This window comes from Marinomonas aquiplantarum, from assembly GCF_003314975.1.
In the GTDB taxonomy this organism is placed as follows: domain Bacteria; phylum Pseudomonadota; class Gammaproteobacteria; order Pseudomonadales; family Marinomonadaceae; genus Marinomonas; species Marinomonas aquiplantarum.
In genome coordinates this window covers 520,535-544,141 of the sequence record NZ_QNRF01000001.1, presented here as the reverse complement: position 1 = coordinate 544,141, position 23,607 = coordinate 520,535, and the positions used below count along the sequence as shown (strand labels likewise).

The following is a 23,607-nucleotide window of genomic DNA, read 5'->3' as shown; positions in this document are numbered from 1 at the left end:
AAGTACATACAAAAAGGTAAGTATGAGATTTATTATAATTTTTTAATAAAATGATTCAGATAGGATATTTTTATACTAATAAGTGAGTACTCACTTATTGAATAGGACTTATAAAACCTTATTTTTCTTTGGCTTATTGGTTTTAGGACAAGAAGCACAGAAGTTACCCTCTTCTCTGCGAAAATGTAAACAACAGGTTTGCCGCACAAATTGGGGCCCTTGGCTTGTTTGATCGATTTGTAATCTCTGTAAGGCTTTCGTTGGTAGGCCTAAAACGTCTGCCCAGAGAAGATATTCTGCTGTTAAATCGAAGTGATGGTGATTCTGTTGATCTTGTTGCTGCACATAGCTTTGTAGATACAGCATGGTTTCAATCAGTTGATCAGCCAATAAGGCTTGATAAAGGATTGGACGACCACCCTGCTGGACAATCAGCTCTGACTGATAGGATTGGAATAATCTATGTAAGCCCTCGCCTAGATGAGCTATCAACGCCTCATGTGAGCTTTGGTCGAGCCATTGATCGTCTGCCAGTTGATAACCGCAAACCATTTCCCCCACTTGTTTTTGTTTGATAGTGGCGATGTTACTTGGCACGGCGCGTAAGTGATAAACACAGATTAGGGCTAAATAAATGGGTTGCCAGCAAAGTAATCCCCAGCTGCGAATACGCCAATAAGGCGCACCCGTTTCCGGATGCGCCTTATTGATCGTGTGATGAAGAGAAGCAATGAGTTCTGCCACGTCAGGCCAAGACTCGGGGGAATCCGATCGTGTCTTGGCCGCTTCTAAATGATGCGTTTGGTTGGGTCGTTGACCATCCAACACGGGAATCAAATGTCGAGCAGTGTGAAATAACTCATCTAGATAAGACGCCATCTAGTTTTTAACCTCATTAAAATTCATAACGCCCTGTTAGTTCAAAAGAACGGTCTGCTCCGAACCAGCAGCTACTGGTGTCATAACAGGTGTAATAGGTTTCATCAAAAGCGTTCGATACGCTAAATTGCACACTCGCGCCTTGCCAGTTCGCTGATAATTGTGCCAAGTCATAACCAATAGACAGATCGACCAATGTGTAAGAAGGCACGGTATCCGAGTTAGCTGCATCCATTTGCATCTCACCCACATATCTTAAGCCTGCGCCGAAAGAAGCACCGAGTAATGAACCTTGTTTAGGCTGGTAACCTAACCAAACACTAACTTGTTGCTCTGGTGTCCAGACAGGTGTGTTGCCCTGAATACCGTCGTTACTCTTTGATACTTCGACATCCTGATAAGTATAGGCAAGGGTCGCATTCAGTTCTTCGGTAAGCGCTTTTGTAAGTTCAACTTCCAAGCCATTTGAGGTGACCTCGCCCACTTGGACTTTGTCGTAGGTACCACCATTTGGGTCTCTGGTCAGTACATTGCTTTTGACAATGTTGAAAGCTGTGACCGAAGCGAGTGTGTCTGCATTTTGGAATTTTATGCCGGCTTCAATTTGATCTGCCGTGGAGGTTTTAAAGGCATTACCTAATCTGTCGGAACCAGAAACGGGTTCGAAACTTTGTGCGAAGTTAATAAAAGGTGAGAAACCATTGTCTAATTCATATAATGCGCCAATTCGGCCACTAAGCTGGTTTTGATCATCATCTGCTTCTGTACTACCCCTGCCGGTTTCTGAATATTTGTAATTGTCGTATCGGCCACCCATAATGAAGACCCATTGATCCATTCTTATTTGGTCTTGAAGGTAGAGTCCTGTTTGTTCTTTATTGATAGTAAAATCACTGGAATAACCAGATGCTGCAAAATCTAATTGAGATGCAACAATTTGATTGTAATCAGGATCGTATAAATCGATACTTGGCGCAACGGCGTCTTCGTATTTGATGTCTGACTCTAATTTTAAATAGTCTAATCCGATTAGAATATTATGTTCTAACGACCCTGTATCAAAAATGGCGGAGAATTGGTTATCAAGGTTGATGCCTTGAGATTTTTCGTCTGTTATGTAGGCTCTTCTGTTTAGCGTTCTTTCATCAGAGTTCAAACTGGTTGAACCGGAATAGGTATTTTGCTGATACGCATCGGCAAAAGTAAAACGAGTATTCTGTAGGAAGCTCCAAGTATCATTTATCTCATGTTCAAGTTTATATCCTAGTAACAACTCTTCTCTTTCGTAGGTTTCCCAGTTCTCATCGCCGGCATAGGCATCTGAATTGAGTTTCCCGTTTATATTACTATTCACTGTGCCTTTGGATGGAAGTGCCGAATACACACCCATCTCAGGGTCATTCTGATAATACATATTCAGATTCAAGAAAGTTGAATCGCTAAGTTGAATATCCAAGGATGGTGCAATAAGGATACGTTCCTCTTCCGCAGTTACGGATTGGCCGTCTTTTTGACGCGCTAGACCAATGACGCGGTAGTTTACTTTGTCACTAATAGCTCCAGTTGAATCAAACTGTACCTGTTTTTTATTATCGCTGCCCAAAGTGATTTCCACACTGTTGGCAGAGTCCTCTTGAGGGGATTTACTGATGATGTTGACCATACCGCCTGGTGGCATTTCACCGTATAAGGTTGAAGTTGGTCCTTTAAATATTTCAATTTGATCGACCACCGCGGCATCAATTTGCGGTTGTAAGTTCCATCCATTGAATAGCAGCGGTAAACCGTCTAATAAAACAGTGTCGTTATCAAAACCTCGAATGTTAAACAAATCTAGGCGTGTTACGGAACCGCCGCGCAGTTCAGTATTGATTCCAGAGCTGTATCGCACGGCTTCTGCTAAACTTTCTACACCACGCTCTTCAAGTGTTTCTGATTTTATAATACTGATGGCCTGTGGTGTTTCTTCTGCATCCAATTGGGTTTTGGTGGCCGTGTTACGATAGGTTTGGCCTTTTACCTCAAGGGTACTTAGGTCATTGGTATCGATGGTATCTTCAGCGATGGCGTGACCTGTCGCAACGGCGATTGCCAAGGCGATCAAAGTTGGTCGAAATGACTGAGTCGATTTCATTGTTGCTCCGAGAATAATGTTAGTTATGAGAATGAATCTCATTCTATTGGTCTCGTGTTTGGAAAACTTAACGATTTGGTGCAAGTTATGACACTTATCTTACTTTCTCGGTTTTATCGGCATCCAATATTCCATGTAACTGTTTGGGTCGGCAGGATCATAGTTGGATTGATACATTTCCAGTTCATAACCAGACACGCCGTTATAGTCAGAATCTGGTAGCCAATGAAAGAGAAACCAACGAACCGCTTCTTCAATGGCTTGAACCTTACCGTGAACGGGAATAACGGCGTATTCTTGAGAGGGAATGGTCAGTGTTGGGTAGTTGTCAGGCAGCATAGCTTGTTCTGCATAGCTGGCCCAATACTGCATTTGTTCAGGGTGCTTGGCACAAAACTGAGTATTTATCACACCTATGGGCTGTTCTGCTGTGGGGCTGCTCTGCAATTCACTGTCTACTTTACGCCATAACTCCCTGACTTTCTTTTGAAAATCGGGTTGATTGGAAAAAGGCCCATAGATCCAATCGGATTGCGCCTTCAGTTGAAAAGCATCGCGGTTTTCGATGCGAATTTGGGTAAAGGCTTTTGGCGCTTCGACTCTATGATTAGCTTGTCGATATTGTAATGGAGTGCGTAAGCCTTGGCGTATGCCGCGCTGACGATAGTCTCTTGGTGTGGTGTGAAACATTTGCTTAAAGGCGCGGGAAAAACTGATTTCCGAATCAAACCCACATTGCATGGCAATGTCTAAATGTCGTTGCTGACTGGACAGAAGCAGTTCTGCAGCATGGCTAAGTCTTAGCTCTCGAGTGTACTGTGCCACCGTTAGTCCAGTGGCTTCACCAAAGACGCGTTGAAACTGCCAGCGTGACCAGCAGCTTTTCTCGGCTAACTCGGCCACATGGATGGTTTCATCTAAATGGTCATGGATATAGTCGAGCACTTTTTCAATGCGATTCAACTTGTCTTGGTTTGTCATATGGGCATCTGGCACAACATCAAATAATAACTATTATCATCTAATTAAGCGACGCTGCCAATGACCTATGTTCAGTTGTTTAAAGAGTTTTGAAAAGCCCTAGGATTTAATCAGCTTGCATGATTAAATCCAGCAGATTGTGAACAATAATAACCTCATGTGAGTCATTGAAAGACGAGCAGATGAATACTTTTGGATGAGCAGCGATGAAAGAACTTTCCCGTACAAGCTTGTATTGCGCAATGTTTATAGCGATTGGTGCCGTTGCCGGTTTGCTGGGGCCGAGCTTAATTTATTTAGCCGATCTGATTGATGCCTCGGTAGCAGAGATCTCTGTTGTGTTTACAGCACGCGCTATCGGCAATATTCTCGGCGCTTTGTTGGCGGGACGCATGTACGAACGCTGGCAAGGGCATCATTACATCATGCTTATGTTGGGCATTATGATTGTCGCCTTGGTGCTGGTGCCCTTCTCAACCAGTTTAACAATGTTGATGGTGTTGTTCTTTTTGCTGGGGGCGACGGAAGTGTCAGCGAATGCTGGTGGCAATATGATGATGATTTGGTTGCATAAGGAGAAGGTGGGCTCCTATGTTACCGTATTGCATTTGTGTCACAGTGCCGGCTCTATGTTAGCGCCATTGATTTTGGTGTTTTCTGGATGGTTAGGTCAAGACTACGGAGCGGGTTATTGGTTAGTTGCTATCTATGCTGTCTTCTTACCTTTGTTGTTATGGCGACAGCCTAGTCCAAGGTTTGAAGCCAGAGCGCAAGAAGTGGTGCCAGAGACGAAACAGAAAGCCACTTTTTTGGCCTTTGTGACGGTGATTTTCCTCTATGTTGGTTTTGAAATTACCATTGCTGGCTGGATAAGTACCTATGCGGTGCTATCTGGAGTAGAACAAAATGCGGCGGCCATTTTGGTTACCTGGTTCTTCGTTAGTATCTCTATTGGTCGTTTACTATCTGTCCCCTTATTGCGTTTTATCAGCCCGCAACAAGGCGTGAACCTGCATTTGTGCATAGCGGTTTCTGGGGTCTTAGTCATGATGCTGACGGATGCTTCATTCGTACTGGTGGCATTGTGGTTGGGACTGGGTTGCTCTGCTTTCTTTCCTATGGTGTTCTCTTACGCGAACAGCATCATGTCACTCAATGGTAAACGCACCGCCTTTGTGTTTGTCTGCTGTGGCTTAGGGGCTTTGGTGGCACCCACTTTGACTGGCCCGATCATTGAGCTGTTCAGTGTTAACGCTTTTCCTTATTTACTGGCGTGTTTGATCAGTATGATTGTGGTGAGCTGGTATCGATTGTCCAGCATGACCCGATAATGAATACAGAGCCAGTGTGTAAGCACTTACATACTGGCTGATATGTGTTGCTATGTTGATCAGTTGTATTTATGCAGTAGCGCAATACTAAAGGCGGCTAAGTCGGTATACACCTCGAACGCAAATGGAATGTCTTTGTACTGAGTCTGACGTCCCTTGCCTGTTAGAACCAATACTGGCTGACAGCCTCTGGCATGTCCCGCTTCTAAATCCCGTAAAGAATCCCCTACCATGATGGCGGGTGTTTGCTTGAAGTTAACCCCTAATTGAGCTTCGATCTTTTCGATCATGCCGCTTTTGGGTTTACGGCACTGACATTGGTCGTCTGGCCCGTGAGGACAATATTCAATACCCTGAATGCTTCCGCCTTCTGCGGCAACCAAGGCGGTCATCTTGTTGTGCATGGCCTGTAATGTGGCTTCGTCATAGTAGCCTCGGGCAATGCCTGATTGATTGGTCACAACAAAGATGTGATACCCTGCTTTTGATAATGCGGCGATGGATTTGATACTGCCTGGGATAGGCTGCCATTCGTCCACGGATTTTACATAGGCATCGGAGTCTTGGTTGATGACTCCGTCTCTGTCCAACAGGATAATGGGTTTGATTTGTGGCATGAGTCTTCTCTTGCTGATGTTTTATGTGTTTTGCGCAATGTTGGCAAAGCGAGTCTGGCGGCATAGCTGACTAAGGTCTTGCGGTGCTATCCCTATGTCCAATCCTCTTTGTCCGCCGCTTACATACATTTTAGGATAGGCCTGAGCGGATTCATCGACACAGGTAATCAGTGCTTTCTTTTGCCCAATTGGACTGATGCCACCGACTAAATAGCCAGTGATTCGTTGTGCTTCTTTCGCTTCCGCCATGCGCAGTTTCTTAACGCCAAACACACTGGCAGCGCGCTTTAAATTGAGCTGTCCTGTCACCGGAACAATGGCGACGAAAAACTGCTTTTCATCAGTGACCAATAATGTCTTGAACACGGTTTCTGGAGCTAGATTCAGCTTGCTTGCGGCCTCTTCACCAAAATTTTGGCAATGTGTATCGTGCTCGTATTCGTGCAATGTAAAAGACACTTTGTGTTTTTTAAGCTGATCAATGGCGGGTGTCATGTCTGAGCCAGTCTAATGAAATTCATCAAGTTACTATTTCTGCCAGAACATAGGCGTGAACAATACCAATAGGGTAAATACTTCCAGACGGCCAAGCAGCATAGCAAAACACAACATCCACTTAGCAGGGTCACCAATGCTGGTAAAGCTGCTGGCCACTTCACCTAATCCAGGGCCTAGGTTATTTAAAGTGGCGGCTACGGCTGACCAAGCGGTCACTTGATCCAATCCGGTTGCCATGAGCCCTATCATTAGGATGACGTAGACCAATAGGTAAGCCGAGAAGAACCCCCACACAGCGGACACCACTCTTTCCTGTACGGCTTTACCGCCGACTTTAACGGGAATCACTGCGTTAGGGTGGATTAAGCGTTGGATCTCACGTATGCCTTGTTTGAGGATTAATAGAATACGAATCACCTTCATACCACCACCAGTCGAGCTGGCACAGCCACCCACAAACGAAGTAACGATCAGCAAGAAAGGTAAGAAATGCGGCCAGGTAGAAAAATCGGAAGTACCAAAACCGGATGTGGTGGCAATGGACACACTTTCGAACAAGGCATAACGCAATGAAGTGGTCCAATCAAAGGTGGCTGTCATCGCCAGTACTAAGGTGGACAATATCACAGTACTACATAGGATCAGTAGGAAGAAGCGCGCCTCAGGATCTTTGAAATAATGCCATACGCTTTTGTGTCGCCACGCATAAAAGTGCAACGCAAAGTTAAAGGCTGATACGATCATAAAGAAGGTACAAATCAGTTCTATCGCCACACTGTTAAAGTAACCGATACTGGCATCATGGGTTGAGAAGCCGCCGATTGCCACAGTGGAAAAGCTATGACAAATAGCATCGAACAAACTCATGCCTGCAATCCAATAACCTAAAGCACATACGGACGTTAAGGTGGCGTAGATATACCACAAGGCTTTTGCTGTCTCAGCGATCCGTGGTGTGAGTTTGGTGTCTTTTACTGGCCCCGGCGTTTCTGCTCGGTATAACTGCATACCACCAATGCCGAGCATTGGCATAATGGCAACGGCTAAGACGATGATACCCATGCCGCCTAACCAAGTAAGTAACTGGCGATAAAACAAAATGGATTTGGGTAACACATCGATGCCGGTCAAAATGGTGGCACCGGTTGTGGTTAAACCAGAGATGGATTCAAACAAGGCATCGGTAAAGGTTAAGTCTGGTGTTTCAGCAAGAAAGAAAGGCACAGATCCGAATAGCCCCAGTACTGACCAGAATAAAACAGTTACTAAGAAGCCATCACGAATTTTCAATTCCCCTCTTTCTTTGCGCACGGGGAACCAGAGTATAAAGCCACCGGCTAGGTTAATGGTCAATGCATACAGAAAGGCTGATAAAACACCGTCGTCGTAAATCAGAGAAACAATAATGGGTGGTATCAGCGATACACTGAACACCATGACCAATAATCCGATGACCCGTAAGATGACCTTAAAATGCATATCTATGTCCTAACATTCGGCTACTGGCTGAGACGGTAGTGCCGAACAATGGCTGTAATCTGATGTTAATCTCAATGACTCATTTCGCTTAAGCATGTCCTTAAAAGTAAAGAACGACCTCTCTTAGAAGAAGGTCAATCCAACTTGGAAGAGCTGCTCAACGGCTGGAATCTGTTTCTTGTTCGTCACAAAAATAATGACGTGGTCTTCTGCCTGAACCACCAATTCGCTGGTCGCAACAATCACATCGTCACCGCGCACGATCGCACCAATGGTTGCGCCTTCAGGAAGATTGATATTGGCGATACTGCGCCCGACTACTTTTGATGAACGATGATCACCATGCGCCACTGCTTCTAGTGCTTCTGCTGCGCCTTTACGCATGGAGTGAACGTTCACTACATCGCCACGGCGGATATAACTTAACAAAGAACTGATGGTGGTGTGTTGCGGCGAGATGGCAATGTCAATCATGCCTTCTTGAACTATGTCTACGTAGGCCGGATTATTAATAATGGTCATGACAGTACGAACCCCCAACACTTTCGCCAACATGGATGACATGATGTTGGCTTCATCGTTGTTAGTGAGTGCGCAGAACACATCCGTAGACTCAATGTTTTCTTCTAATAACAGCTCTTGTTTAGAAGCATCGCCATTCAACACTATGGTGTTGTCGAGGGTTTCAGAAAGGTAGCGGCAACGTTCGGCGTCACGTTCGATAATTTTTACGCGGTACTCTTTCTCTAAACTCTGTGCCAAACGTTCACCTATGTTACCCCCACCGGCAATAATGATACGACGATAAGGCGTATCCAATGGACGCAATTCACTCATGACATCCAGTACATCTCGTTGTGCTGTCAGAAAGAAAACTTCGTCATTGGCACGAATGTAAGTGTTGCCGTCAGGTGAAATGGATTTGCCGTCACGATAGATGGCGGCGATTCGAGTTTGAATTGAGGGCATGTGTTCTTTTAAAAAGCTGATAGGCTGATCAATTAACGGGCCGCCCTTTTCGGCTTTGACCACGACTAGCTGCACCTTACCTTCAGCAAATTCCATCACCTGTAAAGCACCTGGGTAGCGAATCAAACGGCTCAAATGTTTAGTCACTTCTTTTTCAGGACTGATACGTACGTCCATTGGCAAAGCTTGATCACTGAAGAGCGTTGGGTAGTTTGAATATGCGCTAGAGCGTACACGACCAATTTTAGTCGGGGTTTTAAACAAAGTATGAGCAACCTGACAGGCGACCATATTCGTTTCATCTTGATTACTCACCGCGATGAGCATGTCAGCATCGTTACAGCCTGCTTGATCAAGAACATCAGGGTGCGAGCCACTACCTTCTACCGTTTGGATGTCGAGTCTGTCCTGCAGTTCTCTAAGGCGATTTAAATCGGTATCAATGACCGTAATGTCGTTATCTTCGCTTGCTAGATTCTCAGCCAGAGTCGCGCCAACCTGACCGGCTCCAATAATGATGATTTTCATACTTCGCCTTAGCAGAGCCTATCGATTGCCCTACTGTTTCTTGTTCAATTCAGTTTTATTAAGGTTGACTCGAACTTGTCCGAGAGTTTCGTTGTTAGACCATCAGAACGCCATTGACCTGCTTATTCATCACTTGCTCTCTAGTACTACTTATTATTAACAAGTAATTATTTTAACAAGTAAGTTTAGAGAATCGGCCTATTGCACACGGCAAGTACAAGCTCATTGTCTAATGGGTAAAGTCTACCTACATAAGCAAGATTATTTAACTTGATCTGCCAAAATACTGATAATTATTTTTAGAGATCAATTATTTTCATTATAGAGGGGATTAATCCGCTTTGTTTAAAGTGATTTGAATCTGTTTCCATGAATATAAAAAACCTCTTAACTGTGTTTCACATGAAACACAGAGTCTCATGGAGTGAGGTTAAGAGGCTTTTTAAGTTACGATTTGCTGTTGATCGCTTTGTGTTTATAACCAACTCTAGGAAAGACTGAAGATAAGAAATCGTATTCCTACCTTCCTTAGCTCGTCTTAAGCAGACTTCTGCAGTAAGCAATAATAGAAACCATCGTTTCCATTTAGAGTCGGAAATAATTGCTTACCATGACTGACATCTCGTCCCCAATTGAGAGCTAAGTCTGCATTCAAATGGTCTAAAGCCACTTCCTTAGCATCTGCGTGTTCAGACAAAAATGCCGCTATTTGTTGTTCATTTTCTTCAGGCATTAACGAGCATGTTGCGTAGAGCAAATAGCCATTCGGTTTTAGTGTTGCCCACACTTCGTTAAGAATGTTTTTCTGTATGTGAGTCAACTCTTCAATGTCCGTAGGTTTACGATTGAGTTTAATATCTGGGTTACGACGAATAACTCCTGTTGCGGAACAAGGCACATCCAGAAGGATTTTGTCGTAGGCTTGATTGTCCCACCAAGTGGTGACTTCGGCAGCGTCGGCACAAAGTAACTCGGCAGAATAACCAAGACGCTCTAGATTGGATTCGATCTTCTCAAGACGCCAGTCTTCTAACTCAATGGCCGTCAAAGAGGGAAATTGATGGCTGCTCTTCTGATCGGCCATTTGGCTGTTGGTCGTTTCACTTTGAGACAAGCTCATGCATTCTAGCAAGTGGCCTGTTTTGCCTCCTGGTGCAGCGCAGGCATCAAGTAACCTTTCACCCATGGTCGGCTTTAATATCTCACCAGCCAATTGCGCAGACTCATCTTGTACGCTGCAGAGACCATCTTCAAAACCTGGTAATTGATTTACTGACACGGCCTTAGTTAGGTACAAAGAAGCCTTTGATAAACGACCAATTGTTGTTTCTATACCTAATTCACTTAATGTCGACTGGTATGTTTCACGTGAAACTCTATCCAGATTAACTCGAATGCACATTGGCGGATGAGCATTGCTGGCTTCAATTATCGGCTCAAAGTTGTCTGACCAGTGTTTTTTATAACGCTTAACGAGCCATTTTGGGTGATTGAATTCAATCGAAGGCATTTGCTTAAGGTTATCGATAATCTCAATTTCTTCTCGCTGATAACGACGTAAGACGGCATTGATGAGTTTGGTCGCCCAGTCTTTGTTAAGCTCTCGACAGGCCTCAACAGATTCATTTACCGCGGCATGATCTGGCGTTTTCATGTAGGACAATTGATATAGACCTAAAAGAAGAATCGCATAAAGATCTGTATCCTTCTCTTCAAAAGGATGCGCTAACAAACTCAGAGCTATGCTGTTAAGTTTTGGGTATTGACGACAAACGCCAAAGCAAAACTCCTTTAGCAAGGCTTGTTGGTCTGTACCCAGTTGTCCCTGTAATCGGTTTAGTTGTGTGCTTAGGGAGCCCTGTTGAAGCAAGACATTGGTTAACACTTGTATCGCGACTTGGCGTGGAGTTTGTGTTGAGACTTGTTCTATTTGACTCATGATTGCGTTGCCTGTTCAGTGGTGCTGAATTGCTTACCGACATCTAATGCTGTTTCGTGTTTGCCGTTTAGAGCATCTTGTACCTTCATGCGTTTACCGCCAGCAAACTGCAATTCACTAATCAGCAAGGCGCCTTCACCAGTGCTAACAAGGACACCACTTTTATCGCTTTTCAGGATAGTGCCAGCAGGAAGCTGCTCTGTATTGGAGGTTAACATTGTGGATACTGACGATGCATTTAAGCTGCTTGCTGCATGAATTTTCAAACTGCCTGCTTGGCTAAAAGTATAGGCTGCTGGCCAAGGTGACAATGCCCTAACCTGACGTTCCAGCAAGGCCGATGCTTGAGACCAGTCAAGGTTGCCTTCTTGTTTGGTGAGTTTAGCCGCATAACATGTGTCGGCTTCGTCTTGTGCTTCAGGGATGATCTCAGATGCTTTCAGTTTTTCTAAGGCGTCTATTAGAGCCGTGCCACCTAAAGTGGCTAATCTATCATGCAGTGAAGCATAGGTTTCCGATGCACCAATTTCACACTCTGCTTTTAGCAGCATGTCGCCGGTATCGAGTCCAACATCCATTTGCATAATGGTAATTCCTGTTACCTTATCTCCTGCAATAATAGCGCGATGAATCGGAGCCGCCCCACGCCAACGAGGCAATAAGGAGGCGTGTACATTGATGCAACCCATTTTAGGTGTCTCAAGAATGTCCTTTGGCAAAATGATGCCATACGCGGCCACAATCATGATATCGGCATTGAGCTCAGCCAACTGCTTCTTATCGTCTTCTTGTTTGAAATTAATAGGCTGGTAAACCGGAATGCCATGCTTTACTGCCAATTGTTTGACTGGGCTTTGTACCAGTTTCTGTCCTCGACCTGCAGGGCGATCCGGTTGAGTGTAAACACCCACTAACTCATATTGATTATGGTCTTTATGTGCAATCAAAGCCTGTAAGCTGGCTGCTGCAAAATCGGGTGTTCCAGCAAAAACAACGCGAAGCGGTGAAGAAGTCATGTGGATTCCTTAACGAAAAAATCAGGCCATAGGCCTGATTTTGATAACGAGTTACCGTGAGAATAATGCCCACGAAGTTCAAATGTTCTTTCTTTGTTTTATGTCGCAGCATAACTGAACGACAATGCATTATGTTATTTAGCGTTTTTCTGAGCCAGTTTATGGGCTTTCTCGAGCTTGCTTTTAATGCGATTACGCTTAAGTGGCGATAAGTAATCAACAAACAATTTGCCATCTAGGTGGTCAATTTCGTGTTGTACACATACTGCCATAAGCTCATCAACATCCATTTCAAATGGTTTACCATGTCGATCTAAAGCTTTTACTTTGACCCTTGCTGCTCGATACAAGTGTTCATAAAAACCTGGAACGGATAAGCAGCCTTCTTGAAATTCATTCGGCTCATCATCTAAAACATCAAATTCAGGATTGATAAAAATGATGGGTTGATTACGTTCTTCAGAGTGATCCATTACGACCACTCGATAATGATAGTCCACTTGAGTCGCCGCTAAACCAACGCCATTTTCATCATACATAGTGTCTAACATGTCATCGATTTTAATTTGCAACTCGTCCGTAAAATCGCTGACAGGCTCCGCTACTTTGCGTAAACGTGGGTCTGGGTATTCAAGTACAGGTAAAACCGCCATGATGTATTCCAATAATCTCTTTCAAATAAGTGGGCAGGCAAAAGGAGAACAAAGAGTGAAAGGGTTAGTCTCCATGCGCTGCATAGGTTAATAGGTGTATTGTAACGCATGTGACTGAATTGGGCAGTCTTCTCGTGGCGGTTTTTTACCCAATATGATTCAATGGGCCTAATAGTTGCGCTCTATTTAAACCCTATTGAGTCACTAAAATGCTACTTGGCAGGAAGCCAATGGCCCACGCTTGTTTTGCAAGGATGTAAAAATGTCTAGCCCTTCTCTATTGAGCCAAGAAGATTGGCTTTGCTTGAGCTTTTTATCAGGTATTGGCCCTGCTCGCCTATCTCGACTCTTTACTTATTTAATGCATTTAGAGGATTCAAAGCACCCTGACGCTCACTCTTTCGCATCGGATGAGCCTCATGCTGTGAGCCATTCCCCAGCGAAGCAAATTGACGACGTATTATCTTATGATGTTCTGAGATCTTTAAAGTGGCCTGATGTCACTGCACGTGAAGCCATGGCGTATTTAACGACAGGTACCTTGAATGATGCACAAGAAAAGAAACGTCAGGATACCCTAGTGTGGTTAGAGCAGCAGGATCATCATCTTATCTTACCAACGCACTTTTTTTATCCTGAGGCGCTAAAACAGATCCCTGTTGCTCCCATTTTATTATATGCAAAGGGGAATGTAGCGGCGTTAAGGTTACCGAAGTTTGGGATTGTCGGTGCGAGACGTTGTTCAACCTATGGACGAGATATGGCGTTTCATTTGGCTTATGAATTGTCTGCCTTAGGCATCGCCATTGTCAGTGGTGGAGCAATGGGCATTGATACGGCAGCACACCAAGGAGCATTGGCATCGAATGTGGCCCCTAACATTGCGGTGATGGGGACTGGACTCAATCATTTATACCCGCAAAAGAATGCCTCTCTGTTTAAACAACTATTAGATCAAGATGGTTTGCTCATAAGTGAATACCCACTAACGACAACACCAAGGCCCAGTTTATTTCCTCCTAGGAATCGAATTATAAGTGGTCTGAGCATGGGGGTCTTGGTGGCTGAAGCGTCTCTCAAAAGTGGCTCACTGATCAGCGCCAGCTATGCGCTACAACAGAATCGAGAAGTGTTTGCCTTACCTGGTCGGATTAACGATATGAATTCAGCAGGCTGTCATCAGCTTATTCGTCAAGGCGCGACCCTGGTTCGTAATGTTCAAGACATTCTTGATGAGTGTCCTAGTGACTGTTTGCCAGTGCATAAGATGACAGAGCATGATACGCCTGCTGCCGAAGAAAGGCAGACACAGGCTTCTTCATCGGAGGCATATGCTGGACAGACGGTTCTCTTCAAACAAGATAACAAGCCTACGCCGATTCCAAAATCACTCTCATCAGATGCGAAACAGATAATAAAGTGTATCGAGGATCAAGCAAGAGCAATGGACTTTGATGAATTGGCTCGTGTGACTAAGCTCAATGCAAGTGGGTTAATGCAAGCACTCATGGAATTAGAGTTGAATGCTTGCTTAAAAAATAAAGGCGGTTGCTATGTGCGTATTTAATAGAGCTGCACTGGATCTTATTAGTGAAGTATAAGCGGATACATATGGCTGGAGTGTCTGTTAATCCATGCCTCCAAAGATGTCTTTTTTTAACTGTTTGATGTCACGACGTTCTTTCTTATTTGGCTTATGATCAGCCATGATGCGACCACCAAAAGACTTGTGTTCCAATGCTCTCTTTTCCCGCTTCTCAATGGACTCAGGTGTTTCTTCATAAAGCAGCCTAGCTTCTGGTGCGCCTCTTCTTTGCCCGCTAATGCTTTTGATTTCGACGACCTTCTCATCCCAGCCTATTCGAATGCCGATCAAAGCGCCGACTTCAACATTACGACTGGCTTTGCCCTTACTGCCATTGTATGTAATCTTACCACCGTCAATGGCGTCTTTACTGAGTGAGCGAGTTTTGAAGAATCGTGCCGCCCAAAGCCACTTATCTAAACGAACAGCTTGTAGTTCTGACTGTTTTTCTGTTTTACTCATAAGGAATACATTGACCTATATTGTTGTCATATTGAGGCTGTTATGCAGGACGTTAATCAACACCCCGTTTTTCAAGCACTACAAAAAATAATACACGATGCAGCCACAGCGATCATGGAAATTTATCAAAGTGCCGATTTAGGAATTCAACAGAAGTCGGACGATAGCCCAGTTACTGCGGCCGACTTAGCAGCTCACCGTGTGATTATTGCGGGTTTGCAAGTACTTACACCGGACATACCTGTGTTGTCCGAAGAAGGGACGGTCAGTTTTGAAGAGCGTGTTAGATGGTCAAGCCTGTGGATTGTCGACCCTTTAGATGGTACCAAAGAGTTCATTAAACGAAATGGTGAATTCAGCATCAACATTGCATTGGTGCAAGATGGCAAACCCATTGTTGGCATGGTGTATTTACCAACCACATCAGAAGGTTACTTTGGTGTAACGGAACCTTGGCGTGATTTGCCGGTTGGCGCGATTAAATGGCATGACGACGCAGAACGTGAAGCGACGTATGAATCCATTAATGTCAGAGAGCCAAGAGAGCCTATTATTGTCATGACCAGTCGCAGTCATGGCCCTGCCCTGCCTATTGATTTAAAAGACACGCTAAAAGCCAATTATGAGCAAGTAAGAGAGTTACCAAAAGGCAGCTCAATTAAGGGGTGCCGTATTGCGGAAGGCATTGCCGATTTACACCTTCGCCGCGGTCCTACCAGTGAATGGGATACAGCAGCGCAACAGGCTATTATCGAAGCGGCGGGTGGCATGCTGGTCACGCCTGAAGGCAAACCTTTCCGCTATAATCAAAGAGAGACCTTATTAAACGGCCACTTCTTTGTTTCTGGTGATGAAATTGCCCCACACATCATGCGCTGGTATGAAAACAAAGACAGTGAAGCCGACTAGTGTTGGTGAACCGCTGTCTGATTCATAGTTCGCAGAGAGGAATAAGAAAAGCCATGTGTTTCACGTGAAACACATGGCTTTTATCTTATTGATCTTATGTGACTTATTCACACCAGAGAGTTGTCATTAACATTATTCAAGTCATTTTCAGTCGAGACACAATGCGTTCATGAGCACGCTTCAAGAAATCACTTTGTAATGGTTGACTGATGGATCGTGCAATAGAAACAGTTCCGACTAACGAGACCACCGTTTCTTCTGCTAAAGCTTGTGGCTCAGGGTTGCCTCTTTTCTTTAAAATGCTTGCTAGACGTTCAACCAAGGTGTCAAAGCAAGCTTGATAAGCTTGTCTGACTTTTTCTTCTTTATGGGCCGCATCCGTCACAAGAAACTCCAAAGGTGAAGGGTGATCCTGATCTGTCTTACTCCAACTTAAATAACGAGTCACAAGAGCCTTTAGATGGGTTTCTTTGCCTTCCGTTCGTTTATCATCTCGTGCCCAAAAAGCATGAGATGCAGCGAATTGCATGGCGGCTTCATAAAGGCTGCTTTTTCCGGAGAAGTGCCCATAAAAAGCACCATGTGTCATATTGGCTTTCGACATAATTTGCGTCAAAGTCACACGGTCAAATCCTCTAGAGCAAAACAATTTTGCCGCCGCGACTAAAATGCGTTGGCGAGTTTGTTCTTTGTGTTGCTGAGTATAAGGCATCTTGTCTCCTCCTTAATTTAGCCATCTTGCTTTAAATCATCTTGCCGTAAACAAAATATTATCTTGATCATATCAAGTCTCACTCTAGCATGGGTAAGGTCATTTTGCAGAGGTCCTACAAAAGGATCAAACATGCAAAGCCACCTATTTGAAATACAGAGGGTTAACTCATGTCTTCACAAGACCGAATCGTTATTACCGGAATGGGGCTCGTATCACCACTGGGCGTTGGCGTCGAATCTGTTTGGGCAAGGCTGATTGCTGGTGAATCTGGTATTCGCACTTTACCCGATTCCATAGCCGCAAACTTATCAACTAAGATTGCCGGGCAAGTGCCGAGTATTACGGAACAAGAGAATGGATTAAATGAATCCGACTATCTGTCACCAAAAGAAAGAAAAAGAGTAGATCTGTTTACCCTGTTTGCTTTAGCGGCTGCTGATGAAGCCTTAAAACAGGCAAATTGGCTACCTGAGACAGAGCAGGATAAACAAGCGACAGCTACTGTGATTGGTACGGGTATCGGAGGGTTTCCTACCATCACCAAAGCTCATACCACATTACAAGAGTCTGGCCCCAAACGCATTTCCGCTTTTACGGTGCCCGCCTTTCTGGCCAACCTCGCCGCAGGCAATGTGTCTTTGAAGTATGGTTTCAAAGGCCCTATTGGTACACCCGTTACAGCTTGCGCTGCTGGTGCTCAAGCCATTGGCGATGCAATGCGTTTACTACGATCTGGTGAAGCTAAGGTAGCCTTAGCTGGCGGCACAGAAGCGTGTATTGATACTTTGTCATTGGCTGCCTTTGGTGCTTTGAAGGCATTATCAACCAATAACGATCACCCTGAGCAAGCCTCTAAACCCTTTGACTCTGAACGAGATGGTTTTGTGATGGGGGAAGGAGCAGGTCTCATTGTTATGGAGACCTTAGAGCATGCTCTGGCAAGAGGTGCGACGCCATTAGTCGAAGTGGTTGGTTATGGCACCAGTGCCGATGCGTATCATTTAACGTCTGGTCCGGAAAGCGGTGAAGGTGCCGCTCGTGCGATCTCCGCCGCCTTGACCATGGCTGGTATCAGCGCTGACCAAATTGGGTATGTTAATGCTCATGCAACATCAACTCCTGTTGGTGATCGTGGTGAGATTAATGCGCTAAAAAGTATCTTTGGCGACTCTGTGAGCCAAGTAGCGGTCTCTTCTACTAAGTCTTCTATTGGGCATTTACTTGGTGCTGCGGGTGGTGTGGAAGCCATTTTCAGTGCGCAAAGTATTCTCACTGGTACGTTGCCAGCGACACTGAATTTACATCAGCCGGAAGACAGCATCGCAGACATGGATTTGGTGCCATTGGTTTCACGTGAAAAACAGGTGGACTATGTGTTGTCTGACAGCTTTGGTTTTGGTGGGGTGAATGCTGCGATTATTTTAAAGCGGTTTGAGCAATAAAAATGGCTCATAGCCAGTAAAATACTAAAAGATAAAGCCATTAAAAAAGCGGCGCTGTTATAAAAACAGAGCCGCTTTTTTTATTCAGACTGACCAGTATAGGACCGTCATCCCATGAGTTTATTCGGTAACCACATGACTAACTCTGGGAAACACATACAAATGATCAACACCAAGAGTTTGATAAGAACAAAGGGTGTTACGGATTTGTAGATGTCTAACATGGTGATGCCTGGTGGTGCGATGCCCTTCAAATAGAACAAAGCAAAACCATAAGGCGGTGTCTGTACCGCTATCTCAATGTTAAGAATCATCAAGATACCAAACCAAATAGGATCAAAACCCAACGAAACAGCAATTGGTGTGAAGATTGGCGCACACATTAAAACAATGATGAATTCATCAATAATGAAACCCAGCAATAACATGATTAGCTGGAACATAATGATGACCATCATCGGCGATAAGCCAAGGTCTTGTGTGAAGCTGGCAACCATGTTCTGTACCCCCATCAAAAGATGGAAGTTACTGAAGACCGTAGCACCAAAAATGATCCACATGGCGACACTGACTAACAAGGCTGCTTGCATGCCAGCATTACGAACCATACGAGGTTTAAAACGCTTAAATAGGATGGCCAAACAAATGGCACCCACGACACCGATTGCGCCAGACTCTGTTGGCGTCGCAACCCCCATGATAATACTGCCCAGTACCGCCACAATCAGTAGCAATGACAACAGACCATCACGAGCCGTAAACCATTTTTCTTTTAATGTTGGTGGTACATCTGGGGCTTTATCTAAAGGAGCTTTGCTGTGATCTAGCTTACAAGCAATCACCACATAAGTGATCAGTAACACAATGGTGATTAAAGCCGGTACCAAGGCCGCTATGAACATGCGCCCTACTGAGTTTTGTGTGGCAGAAGCAAACATGATCATTGGGATGCTAGGGGGAATCAAAATTCCCAAGCCACCACCCGCCATGATCACACCCAAGGCTAAACGCTTGTTGTAACCACGTTCTAACATAGGACGTAAGGCGATACTGCCGGACGTCATAATACCGGCGCCTATGATGCCAACCATGGCACCAATCATAGAACATACGATAATAACGCTGATGGCTAATGAACCACGTACTTTACCGATCAACATCTGACTGGCGTTAAACATGGCATCGCCGATACCAGAACGTGTTAGTAGCTGACCCATATAGATGTATAAAGGAATGGCCAACAAGATAAAACTAAAGTGCGTTGCTTCCAAAGTGGTGGGAATCACATTGAATAAACCGTCCCCCCAAGTAATGTAACCTACCGCCATAGCAATACCGCCTAGGCCCAAACCAACTGGCGCACCCAGCGCGAAGGTCACAAGGATACAAAGCAATAAAACGCCGGTAAGCAGTTCGATACTAATCATGTGGCGTTTCCTCTACATTTCGAATGGAATCTGGGAGTAATGTCTTGCCAGTAATCAGGTGAAAACCTTCTTCTAGTAAGTCACTGCTTAGTTGCAGACCAAGCATAAAGCTGGCAACAGCCATCATTACCCAATAATGGTGCATATGAGGAGCCCACTCACTTTGACGGCGATAGTTGAACTGTAAGGCTTCCTCGAATTTGCCGATGCTCATTTTGCAGATAATGGCGACAAAGAAGATGGCGAGGCAGAAAGAAATAATATTGAACAAACTGCGCATACGTGGCGATACTTTGTTGTAAAGAATATCGACGTTGATGTGTGCTCGCTGCTGTTGCGCGTAGGCACCACCTAAAGCGGCAATATAACCGAAAATAAATAGGGATAAGTCGTATGCCCAGATGGTCGGTTTGTTTAGAAAGTAGCGTGAGAACACTTCGAAGGCTACCACAAACGCCAAAACCGGCATCAAATAAGATATGGATTTGCCGACAAAGGCCACCAGCGCATGAATGGCTAGGCAATAGCGCCTAATCGCTGTCTCTATCATTGTGTAATACCTTAAAAGGATGGGAAGGGTTGGTTGTGCGTTATGACAAATTATTAAAAACAAAGGAGACAATAAAATATGTCTCCTTTGTCTATTGTATCAATCCTTTGATGAAAAGAAGTATTAGTTCGCTTCTTTACGTAGTACTTCAATCAACTCAGCACTGTATTTGTCAGATTTAGCGTATTCATCCCACAAGCCAGCACCAGCAGCTTGCCAAGCGGCTTTATCTGCATCACTTGGTGCAGGACTCCACTGTAGACCTTTCTCTTCCATTTCGGCTACCGCTTGAGATTCCCAAAGCTTAGACTTAGTCAATTGATCACGAGCGTGGACAGTGGTCGCTGCAGAAACAATCGCTTGTAGATCTGGAGACAATTTGCTCCAAGCACTGCGGTTTACGATGATAGGTAACACTTGAGCGCCAGCTAGAGGAAGTGGGTACATGTATTTCGCTACTTCAACGTGGTTACCGTCGCGGTGGTCGATCATGTTAGAACCGATAGAACCGTCGATTACACCAGTTGAAAGTGACGTGTAGATTTCGCCCCAAGCTAGAGAAACAGGAGACGCCCCTAGATTACGAAGGAATTTACCGTAAGCACCTGGTGCACGGATTTTCAAACCTTGGAAATCTTCAATAGAGTTGATTGGTTTTTTGGTCAGTACATAAACGGCAGGTTGGATGTATGGGTCAAGCCAAACAAGACCTTGAGAGCCGTATGCTTCTTTAAGAATTGGTGCCCATCCCTTTTCTTGGAACAAGGTTGTCAATTCAGCAGCGTCGTCTGTACCACCTGGTAGACCGATTTCTACGATACCTGCAGGAAGCTCACCAGCGTGCATAGATTGGAAAGGCGCGCCCATAGTGATTAGACCAGATTTAACGGCACCTAGAATACCTGTTGTACCAACACCTTCACCTGAGTAAAGAACTTGGACCTTAATACGGCCCTCAGACATAGTTTCAATGTTTTTCGCCAAGCTCTCGTATACTTCACCGAATGCACTACCACGGCTGTATAGGTTAGCGAAACGCCAGTTGTGGTCTGCTGCTTGAGCCGCGGTAGAAGCCACAGCTCCTAAGCCAAGCGCCACTGCTAACGAACTTGCGACCAAACGTTTTTTTGCTTTTTGAATCGTCTTTAACATGAACTACCTCATAAACAAAGTTTGCAGAAAAAGGTCATCAACCAGATGTTGTGACAACTTGTATTGGATACTTTCAAAAAGCCAACAGGCGTTAAAGCATACAAAATCCATCTAAAGTTTTGCCATCATCAAACTATTGGAAAATTAAAAAGCCTTTTAAAATCAGTTAACTATATGAAAAACTGCACCACAAAGATGCCATTGTGCATCAATATGGTGCAAAATAAGATTTATTTTAAGTCAATAATAACATGAGTAAATCTATTCTATCGCATTGAAAAGTCTGCATATTTTTTGCAAATTTCAAGACGAATAGCGAGCCAATCGTTTCGATGTATTATTGCCCCAAATTGGTGCTTGTTGAGTGATTAGCTTTTGAGATTCAATCATTTAAGCCCATTAAGACAGCTCAAACCCCTGGATTTGTTTCGCCAATTGTTTTGTTTGTTGGTGAATATTATCGTTAGCAGATTGAATGGATTCTGTGGCAAAGTGATTTTCTTTGATCTCTTGGGCGATGATATCCATGTCTTGTGCCATTTGTGTGGTGGTTAACGCCACTTCTTGAATCGCTTGGCTGATTTCTTGGCTGTTTTTCATGGCGTCTAAGGTATTTTTCTCAATCTGATGTATGGTGGTGACCGCGTTCTCACCTTGATTCCGACTCTGCTCAACTTTGGACAAGCTTTGAACCATGGCTTCGATGACAGCTTGTGTCTCTCGCTGAATGTTTTCTACCTTGCTGGTGATGTCTCCTGAGGCTTTAACCGTTTGTTCCGACAGGGCTTTGACTTCATCCGCTACCACGGCAAACCCGCGACCGGCCTCACCAGCTCTGGCGGCTTCAATAGCGGCATTAAGGGCGAGCAAGCTGGTTTGCTCAGCGACACCGACGATTAGCTCAATCACTACATCAATTTCTTTTGATAACGCGCCCAGTCGATCAACTCGGTTATTGGTTTGCTGTATAGAGTCTGCTACATCACCAATGCTGGTCATGGCTTGCTCCATTGTCTTCGCACCTTGGCTAGCCGATTCATAGGCCAGTTGAGCGCCACTTTCGACTGCTTGCGTCATATTACGGACGGTGTCGGCTGTGGCCGAAATCTCTTCCGTCGAGGCGGCTAAAGTATGGCTTCGATCACGAATACGTTGACTGCCGGTGACGATGGTTTGAATGCCAGCATCTAACTCATCGGCGGTGACAATGAGGTGCTGATTACTGGACAGTGAATGGCCCACTAATTGATGTAACTCATTCGACATTTGGTAAGAGGCGATGGAAAGTTGCTGGAATTCATCTGGCTTATTGGTTTTCGCCTGAAAGCGTTGCGAGGTCAATTTACCATGTGCGACTTGTTTCAACACGCTTAATACAGAAGACAGGTTCTGATTTAATGAGCGCATGACGCCAATCAACACAAAGCCAATACAGGCTGTCAGTAACAAGCAAGCAATGATTAAAGAGTTACGTGCTTGTTGCGCTGTCTGTTTGGAGCGTTGCTGAGCTTGCAACAGTAGCGTGCCCTGTAAATAGTCCGCGCTTTGATCCATCGACTCGGTAAAGTCATGACTTAATTTAGCCAGTGTGACTTGTTGAGACTCAATGGCCATGGCACGTTGAATAACGGGAGTTAAGGCGTCTTCATAAGTTTTAATAAATGGGTTAAAAACATCCCCAAAACCTATGTTATTAACATTATTTTTTAGTTGGTTAATGGCCTCAAACAAGCTGCTTCTATGATCTTCATCTCGATAAGCTAGAAAGTTCTTTTCCTGATTACGAACTTCTTTAAAACTAGCGGCAAAGCTCGCTAGAGTACTGAATTGCTCTTCTAAAACCTGTGCGGATTGATTCAGCTCTCGCAACGCCCCAGAGTCTTCATCCAATCCTAAGGCTTCTAATTGTGTGAGTTGCTGGCCTAACGTCTCAATATACTTTGGTAAAATGGCTTGGCTTTGATTTAGGTAGTTTGTACCACGCTCTCCGACGAGGTCCGCTTCAATATCAAATCCGGTTGCCGTGTTTTGCTGAATAGAGGCGAGAGTATTACGAACTTGGGGTAAGTTATTCGGTGTTACTCTCGACATGGTGCGTTCAAATTTCAACAGTGCCACTTCAATGTTCTTAACTTGAGTGGTCAGAGCGCTTAATTGACTGGCATCGTCTGCGGCGCTCGACATTTTCGACAAGTTATAAATAGCATAGGCCCCAAAACCACCATAGCCGATAGATACCATGATCACTATGGCGATGAGTTTCTGACGTACGGACAACGCGATCGACATATTAAGCTCCCTAGAATCGCTTTTTCAAAAGGCTATTTGTTCAATTAAAAAA

The 23,607-nt window shown here is 44.5% G+C and carries 20 protein-coding genes; 4 read left to right on the top strand and 16 right to left on the bottom strand.

The genetic code is table 11. From position 1 onward, the window contains the following. Positions 1 to 108: 108 nt before the first annotated feature. The 3 genes from DFP76_RS02590 to DFP76_RS02580 all read right to left on the bottom strand — a co-directional run bounded on the left by DFP76_RS02590 (position 109) and on the right by DFP76_RS02580 (position 3,994). Positions 109 to 879, bottom strand: coding sequence for a siderophore ferric iron reductase (locus DFP76_RS02590; protein WP_113873111.1), 771 nt, complete (start codon positions 877 to 879; stop codon positions 109 to 111). Positions 880 to 895: 16 nt separating this feature from the next. After that, positions 896 to 3,013: a TonB-dependent siderophore receptor gene (locus DFP76_RS02585; RefSeq protein ID WP_113873110.1), complete on the bottom strand. Its 2,118-nt coding sequence runs from the start codon at positions 3,011 to 3,013 to the stop codon at positions 896 to 898. A gap of 99 nt (positions 3,014 to 3,112) precedes the next feature. Next, positions 3,113 to 3,994 carry an AraC family transcriptional regulator gene (locus DFP76_RS02580; RefSeq protein WP_113873109.1) on the bottom strand — a complete coding sequence of 294 codons (882 nt, stop codon included), beginning with the start codon at positions 3,992 to 3,994 and terminating at the stop codon, positions 3,113 to 3,115. Positions 3,995 to 4,200: 206 nt separating this feature from the next. On the opposite strand from DFP76_RS02580, the gene DFP76_RS02575 reads away from it, so the two are divergent. Further along, complete coding sequence (locus DFP76_RS02575) at positions 4,201 to 5,325, top strand: MFS transporter (protein ID WP_113873108.1); 1,125 nt, start codon at positions 4,201 to 4,203, stop codon at positions 5,323 to 5,325. Positions 5,326 to 5,384: 59 nt separating this feature from the next. Here DFP76_RS02575 and gmhB read toward each other — a convergent pair whose 3' ends face one another. The 7 genes from gmhB to def all read right to left on the bottom strand — a co-directional run bounded on the left by gmhB (position 5,385) and on the right by def (position 13,024). After that, entirely contained in the window at positions 5,385 to 5,942 is a 558-nt protein-coding gene (gmhB, locus tag DFP76_RS02570; protein ID WP_113873107.1) for a D-glycero-beta-D-manno-heptose 1,7-bisphosphate 7-phosphatase, read from the bottom strand. A gap of 21 nt (positions 5,943 to 5,963) precedes the next feature. Further along, the gene (ybaK, locus tag DFP76_RS02565; RefSeq protein ID WP_113873106.1) at positions 5,964 to 6,437 is read right to left on the bottom strand and encodes a Cys-tRNA(Pro) deacylase; all 474 of its coding nucleotides are present in this window, start codon (positions 6,435 to 6,437) and stop codon (positions 5,964 to 5,966) included. A gap of 33 nt (positions 6,438 to 6,470) precedes the next feature. Further along, positions 6,471 to 7,919, bottom strand: coding sequence for a TrkH family potassium uptake protein (locus DFP76_RS02560; RefSeq protein WP_113873105.1), 1,449 nt, complete (start codon positions 7,917 to 7,919; stop codon positions 6,471 to 6,473). A gap of 123 nt (positions 7,920 to 8,042) precedes the next feature. Beyond that, positions 8,043 to 9,416, bottom strand: a complete 1,374-nt coding sequence (gene trkA, locus DFP76_RS02555; RefSeq protein WP_113873104.1) for a Trk system potassium transporter TrkA — start codon at positions 9,414 to 9,416, stop codon at positions 8,043 to 8,045. Positions 9,417 to 9,954: 538 nt separating this feature from the next. Continuing rightward, complete coding sequence (gene rsmB, locus DFP76_RS02550; protein ID WP_113873103.1) at positions 9,955 to 11,355, bottom strand: 16S rRNA (cytosine(967)-C(5))-methyltransferase RsmB; 1,401 nt, start codon at positions 11,353 to 11,355, stop codon at positions 9,955 to 9,957. Then, positions 11,352 to 12,371, bottom strand: coding sequence for a methionyl-tRNA formyltransferase (gene fmt / locus DFP76_RS02545; protein WP_113873102.1), 1,020 nt, complete (start codon positions 12,369 to 12,371; stop codon positions 11,352 to 11,354). Before fmt ends, rsmB begins: the two co-directional genes overlap by 4 nt. A 134-nt stretch (positions 12,372 to 12,505) precedes the next feature. Then, entirely contained in the window at positions 12,506 to 13,024 is a 519-nt protein-coding gene (gene def, locus DFP76_RS02540; protein ID WP_113873101.1) for a peptide deformylase, read from the bottom strand. A 262-nt stretch (positions 13,025 to 13,286) separates the two neighbouring features. On the opposite strand from def, the gene dprA reads away from it, so the two are divergent. Then, complete coding sequence (gene dprA, locus DFP76_RS02535) at positions 13,287 to 14,591, top strand: DNA-processing protein DprA (RefSeq protein WP_113873100.1); 1,305 nt, start codon at positions 13,287 to 13,289, stop codon at positions 14,589 to 14,591. 60 nt (positions 14,592 to 14,651) lie between these two features. Here the strand turns inward: dprA and DFP76_RS02530 are convergent, their stop codons facing one another. Beyond that, positions 14,652 to 15,071: an RNA-binding S4 domain-containing protein gene (locus DFP76_RS02530; protein ID WP_113873099.1), complete on the bottom strand. Its 420-nt coding sequence runs from the start codon at positions 15,069 to 15,071 to the stop codon at positions 14,652 to 14,654. A gap of 42 nt (positions 15,072 to 15,113) precedes the next feature. Between DFP76_RS02530 and cysQ the strand changes: the two genes are divergently transcribed. Then, on the top strand, positions 15,114 to 15,980 hold the full coding sequence (gene cysQ, locus DFP76_RS02525) for a 3'(2'),5'-bisphosphate nucleotidase CysQ (protein ID WP_113873098.1): 867 nt from the start codon (positions 15,114 to 15,116) through the stop codon (positions 15,978 to 15,980). Positions 15,981 to 16,116: 136 nt separating this feature from the next. Here cysQ and DFP76_RS02520 read toward each other — a convergent pair whose 3' ends face one another. Then, the gene (locus DFP76_RS02520) at positions 16,117 to 16,692 is read right to left on the bottom strand and encodes a TetR/AcrR family transcriptional regulator (protein ID WP_113873097.1); all 576 of its coding nucleotides are present in this window, start codon (positions 16,690 to 16,692) and stop codon (positions 16,117 to 16,119) included. 170 nt (positions 16,693 to 16,862) lie between these two features. Here DFP76_RS02520 and fabF point away from each other — a divergent pair, with 170 nt between their 5' ends. Further along, positions 16,863 to 18,137, top strand: a complete 1,275-nt coding sequence (gene fabF / locus DFP76_RS02515) for a beta-ketoacyl-ACP synthase II (RefSeq protein ID WP_113873096.1) — start codon at positions 16,863 to 16,865, stop codon at positions 18,135 to 18,137. Positions 18,138 to 18,244: 107 nt separating this feature from the next. Here the strand turns inward: fabF and DFP76_RS02510 are convergent, their stop codons facing one another. The 4 genes from DFP76_RS02510 to DFP76_RS02495 all read right to left on the bottom strand — a co-directional run bounded on the left by DFP76_RS02510 (position 18,245) and on the right by DFP76_RS02495 (position 23,555). Beyond that, positions 18,245 to 19,564 carry a TRAP transporter large permease gene (locus tag DFP76_RS02510; protein WP_220150969.1) on the bottom strand — a complete coding sequence of 440 codons (1,320 nt, stop codon included), beginning with the start codon at positions 19,562 to 19,564 and terminating at the stop codon, positions 18,245 to 18,247. Further along, positions 19,557 to 20,114, bottom strand: a complete 558-nt coding sequence (locus DFP76_RS02505) for a TRAP transporter small permease subunit (protein ID WP_113873095.1) — start codon at positions 20,112 to 20,114, stop codon at positions 19,557 to 19,559. The genes DFP76_RS02510 and DFP76_RS02505 overlap by 8 nt, the downstream gene beginning before the upstream one ends. A gap of 123 nt (positions 20,115 to 20,237) precedes the next feature. After that, a complete protein-coding gene (locus DFP76_RS02500; protein WP_113873094.1) occupies positions 20,238 to 21,266 on the bottom strand; it encodes a TRAP transporter substrate-binding protein in 1,029 nt (342 codons plus the stop codon). 399 nt (positions 21,267 to 21,665) lie between these two features. Next, positions 21,666 to 23,555: a methyl-accepting chemotaxis protein gene (locus DFP76_RS02495; RefSeq protein ID WP_113873093.1), complete on the bottom strand. Its 1,890-nt coding sequence runs from the start codon at positions 23,553 to 23,555 to the stop codon at positions 21,666 to 21,668. Positions 23,556 to 23,607: the final 52 nt, after the last annotated feature.

Coding starts and splice junctions, on each gene's coding strand:
- DFP76_RS02590 (WP_113873111.1), bottom strand. CDS start 879: ATGGCGTCTTATCTAGATGAGTTATTTCACACTGCTCGACATTTGATT.
- DFP76_RS02585 (WP_113873110.1), bottom strand. CDS start 3,013: ATGAAATCGACTCAGTCATTTCGACCAACTTTGATCGCCTTGGCAATC.
- DFP76_RS02580 (WP_113873109.1), bottom strand. CDS start 3,994: ATGACAAACCAAGACAAGTTGAATCGCATTGAAAAAGTGCTCGACTAT.
- DFP76_RS02575 (WP_113873108.1), top strand. CDS start 4,201: ATGAAAGAACTTTCCCGTACAAGCTTGTATTGCGCAATGTTTATAGCG.
- gmhB (WP_113873107.1), bottom strand. CDS start 5,942: ATGCCACAAATCAAACCCATTATCCTGTTGGACAGAGACGGAGTCATC.
- ybaK (WP_113873106.1), bottom strand. CDS start 6,437: ATGACACCCGCCATTGATCAGCTTAAAAAACACAAAGTGTCTTTTACA.
- DFP76_RS02560 (WP_113873105.1), bottom strand. CDS start 7,919: ATGCATTTTAAGGTCATCTTACGGGTCATCGGATTATTGGTCATGGTG.
- trkA (WP_113873104.1), bottom strand. CDS start 9,416: ATGAAAATCATCATTATTGGAGCCGGTCAGGTTGGCGCGACTCTGGCT.
- rsmB (WP_113873103.1), bottom strand. CDS start 11,355: ATGAGTCAAATAGAACAAGTCTCAACACAAACTCCACGCCAAGTCGCG.
- fmt (WP_113873102.1), bottom strand. CDS start 12,371: ATGACTTCTTCACCGCTTCGCGTTGTTTTTGCTGGAACACCCGATTTT.
- def (WP_113873101.1), bottom strand. CDS start 13,024: ATGGCGGTTTTACCTGTACTTGAATACCCAGACCCACGTTTACGCAAA.
- dprA (WP_113873100.1), top strand. CDS start 13,287: ATGTCTAGCCCTTCTCTATTGAGCCAAGAAGATTGGCTTTGCTTGAGC.
- DFP76_RS02530 (WP_113873099.1), bottom strand. CDS start 15,071: ATGAGTAAAACAGAAAAACAGTCAGAACTACAAGCTGTTCGTTTAGAT.
- cysQ (WP_113873098.1), top strand. CDS start 15,114: ATGCAGGACGTTAATCAACACCCCGTTTTTCAAGCACTACAAAAAATA.
- DFP76_RS02520 (WP_113873097.1), bottom strand. CDS start 16,692: ATGCCTTATACTCAGCAACACAAAGAACAAACTCGCCAACGCATTTTA.
- fabF (WP_113873096.1), top strand. CDS start 16,863: ATGTCTTCACAAGACCGAATCGTTATTACCGGAATGGGGCTCGTATCA.
- DFP76_RS02510 (WP_220150969.1), bottom strand. CDS start 19,564: ATGATTAGTATCGAACTGCTTACCGGCGTTTTATTGCTTTGTATCCTT.
- DFP76_RS02505 (WP_113873095.1), bottom strand. CDS start 20,114: ATGATAGAGACAGCGATTAGGCGCTATTGCCTAGCCATTCATGCGCTG.
- DFP76_RS02500 (WP_113873094.1), bottom strand. CDS start 21,266: ATGTTAAAGACGATTCAAAAAGCAAAAAAACGTTTGGTCGCAAGTTCG.
- DFP76_RS02495 (WP_113873093.1), bottom strand. CDS start 23,555: ATGTCGATCGCGTTGTCCGTACGTCAGAAACTCATCGCCATAGTGATC.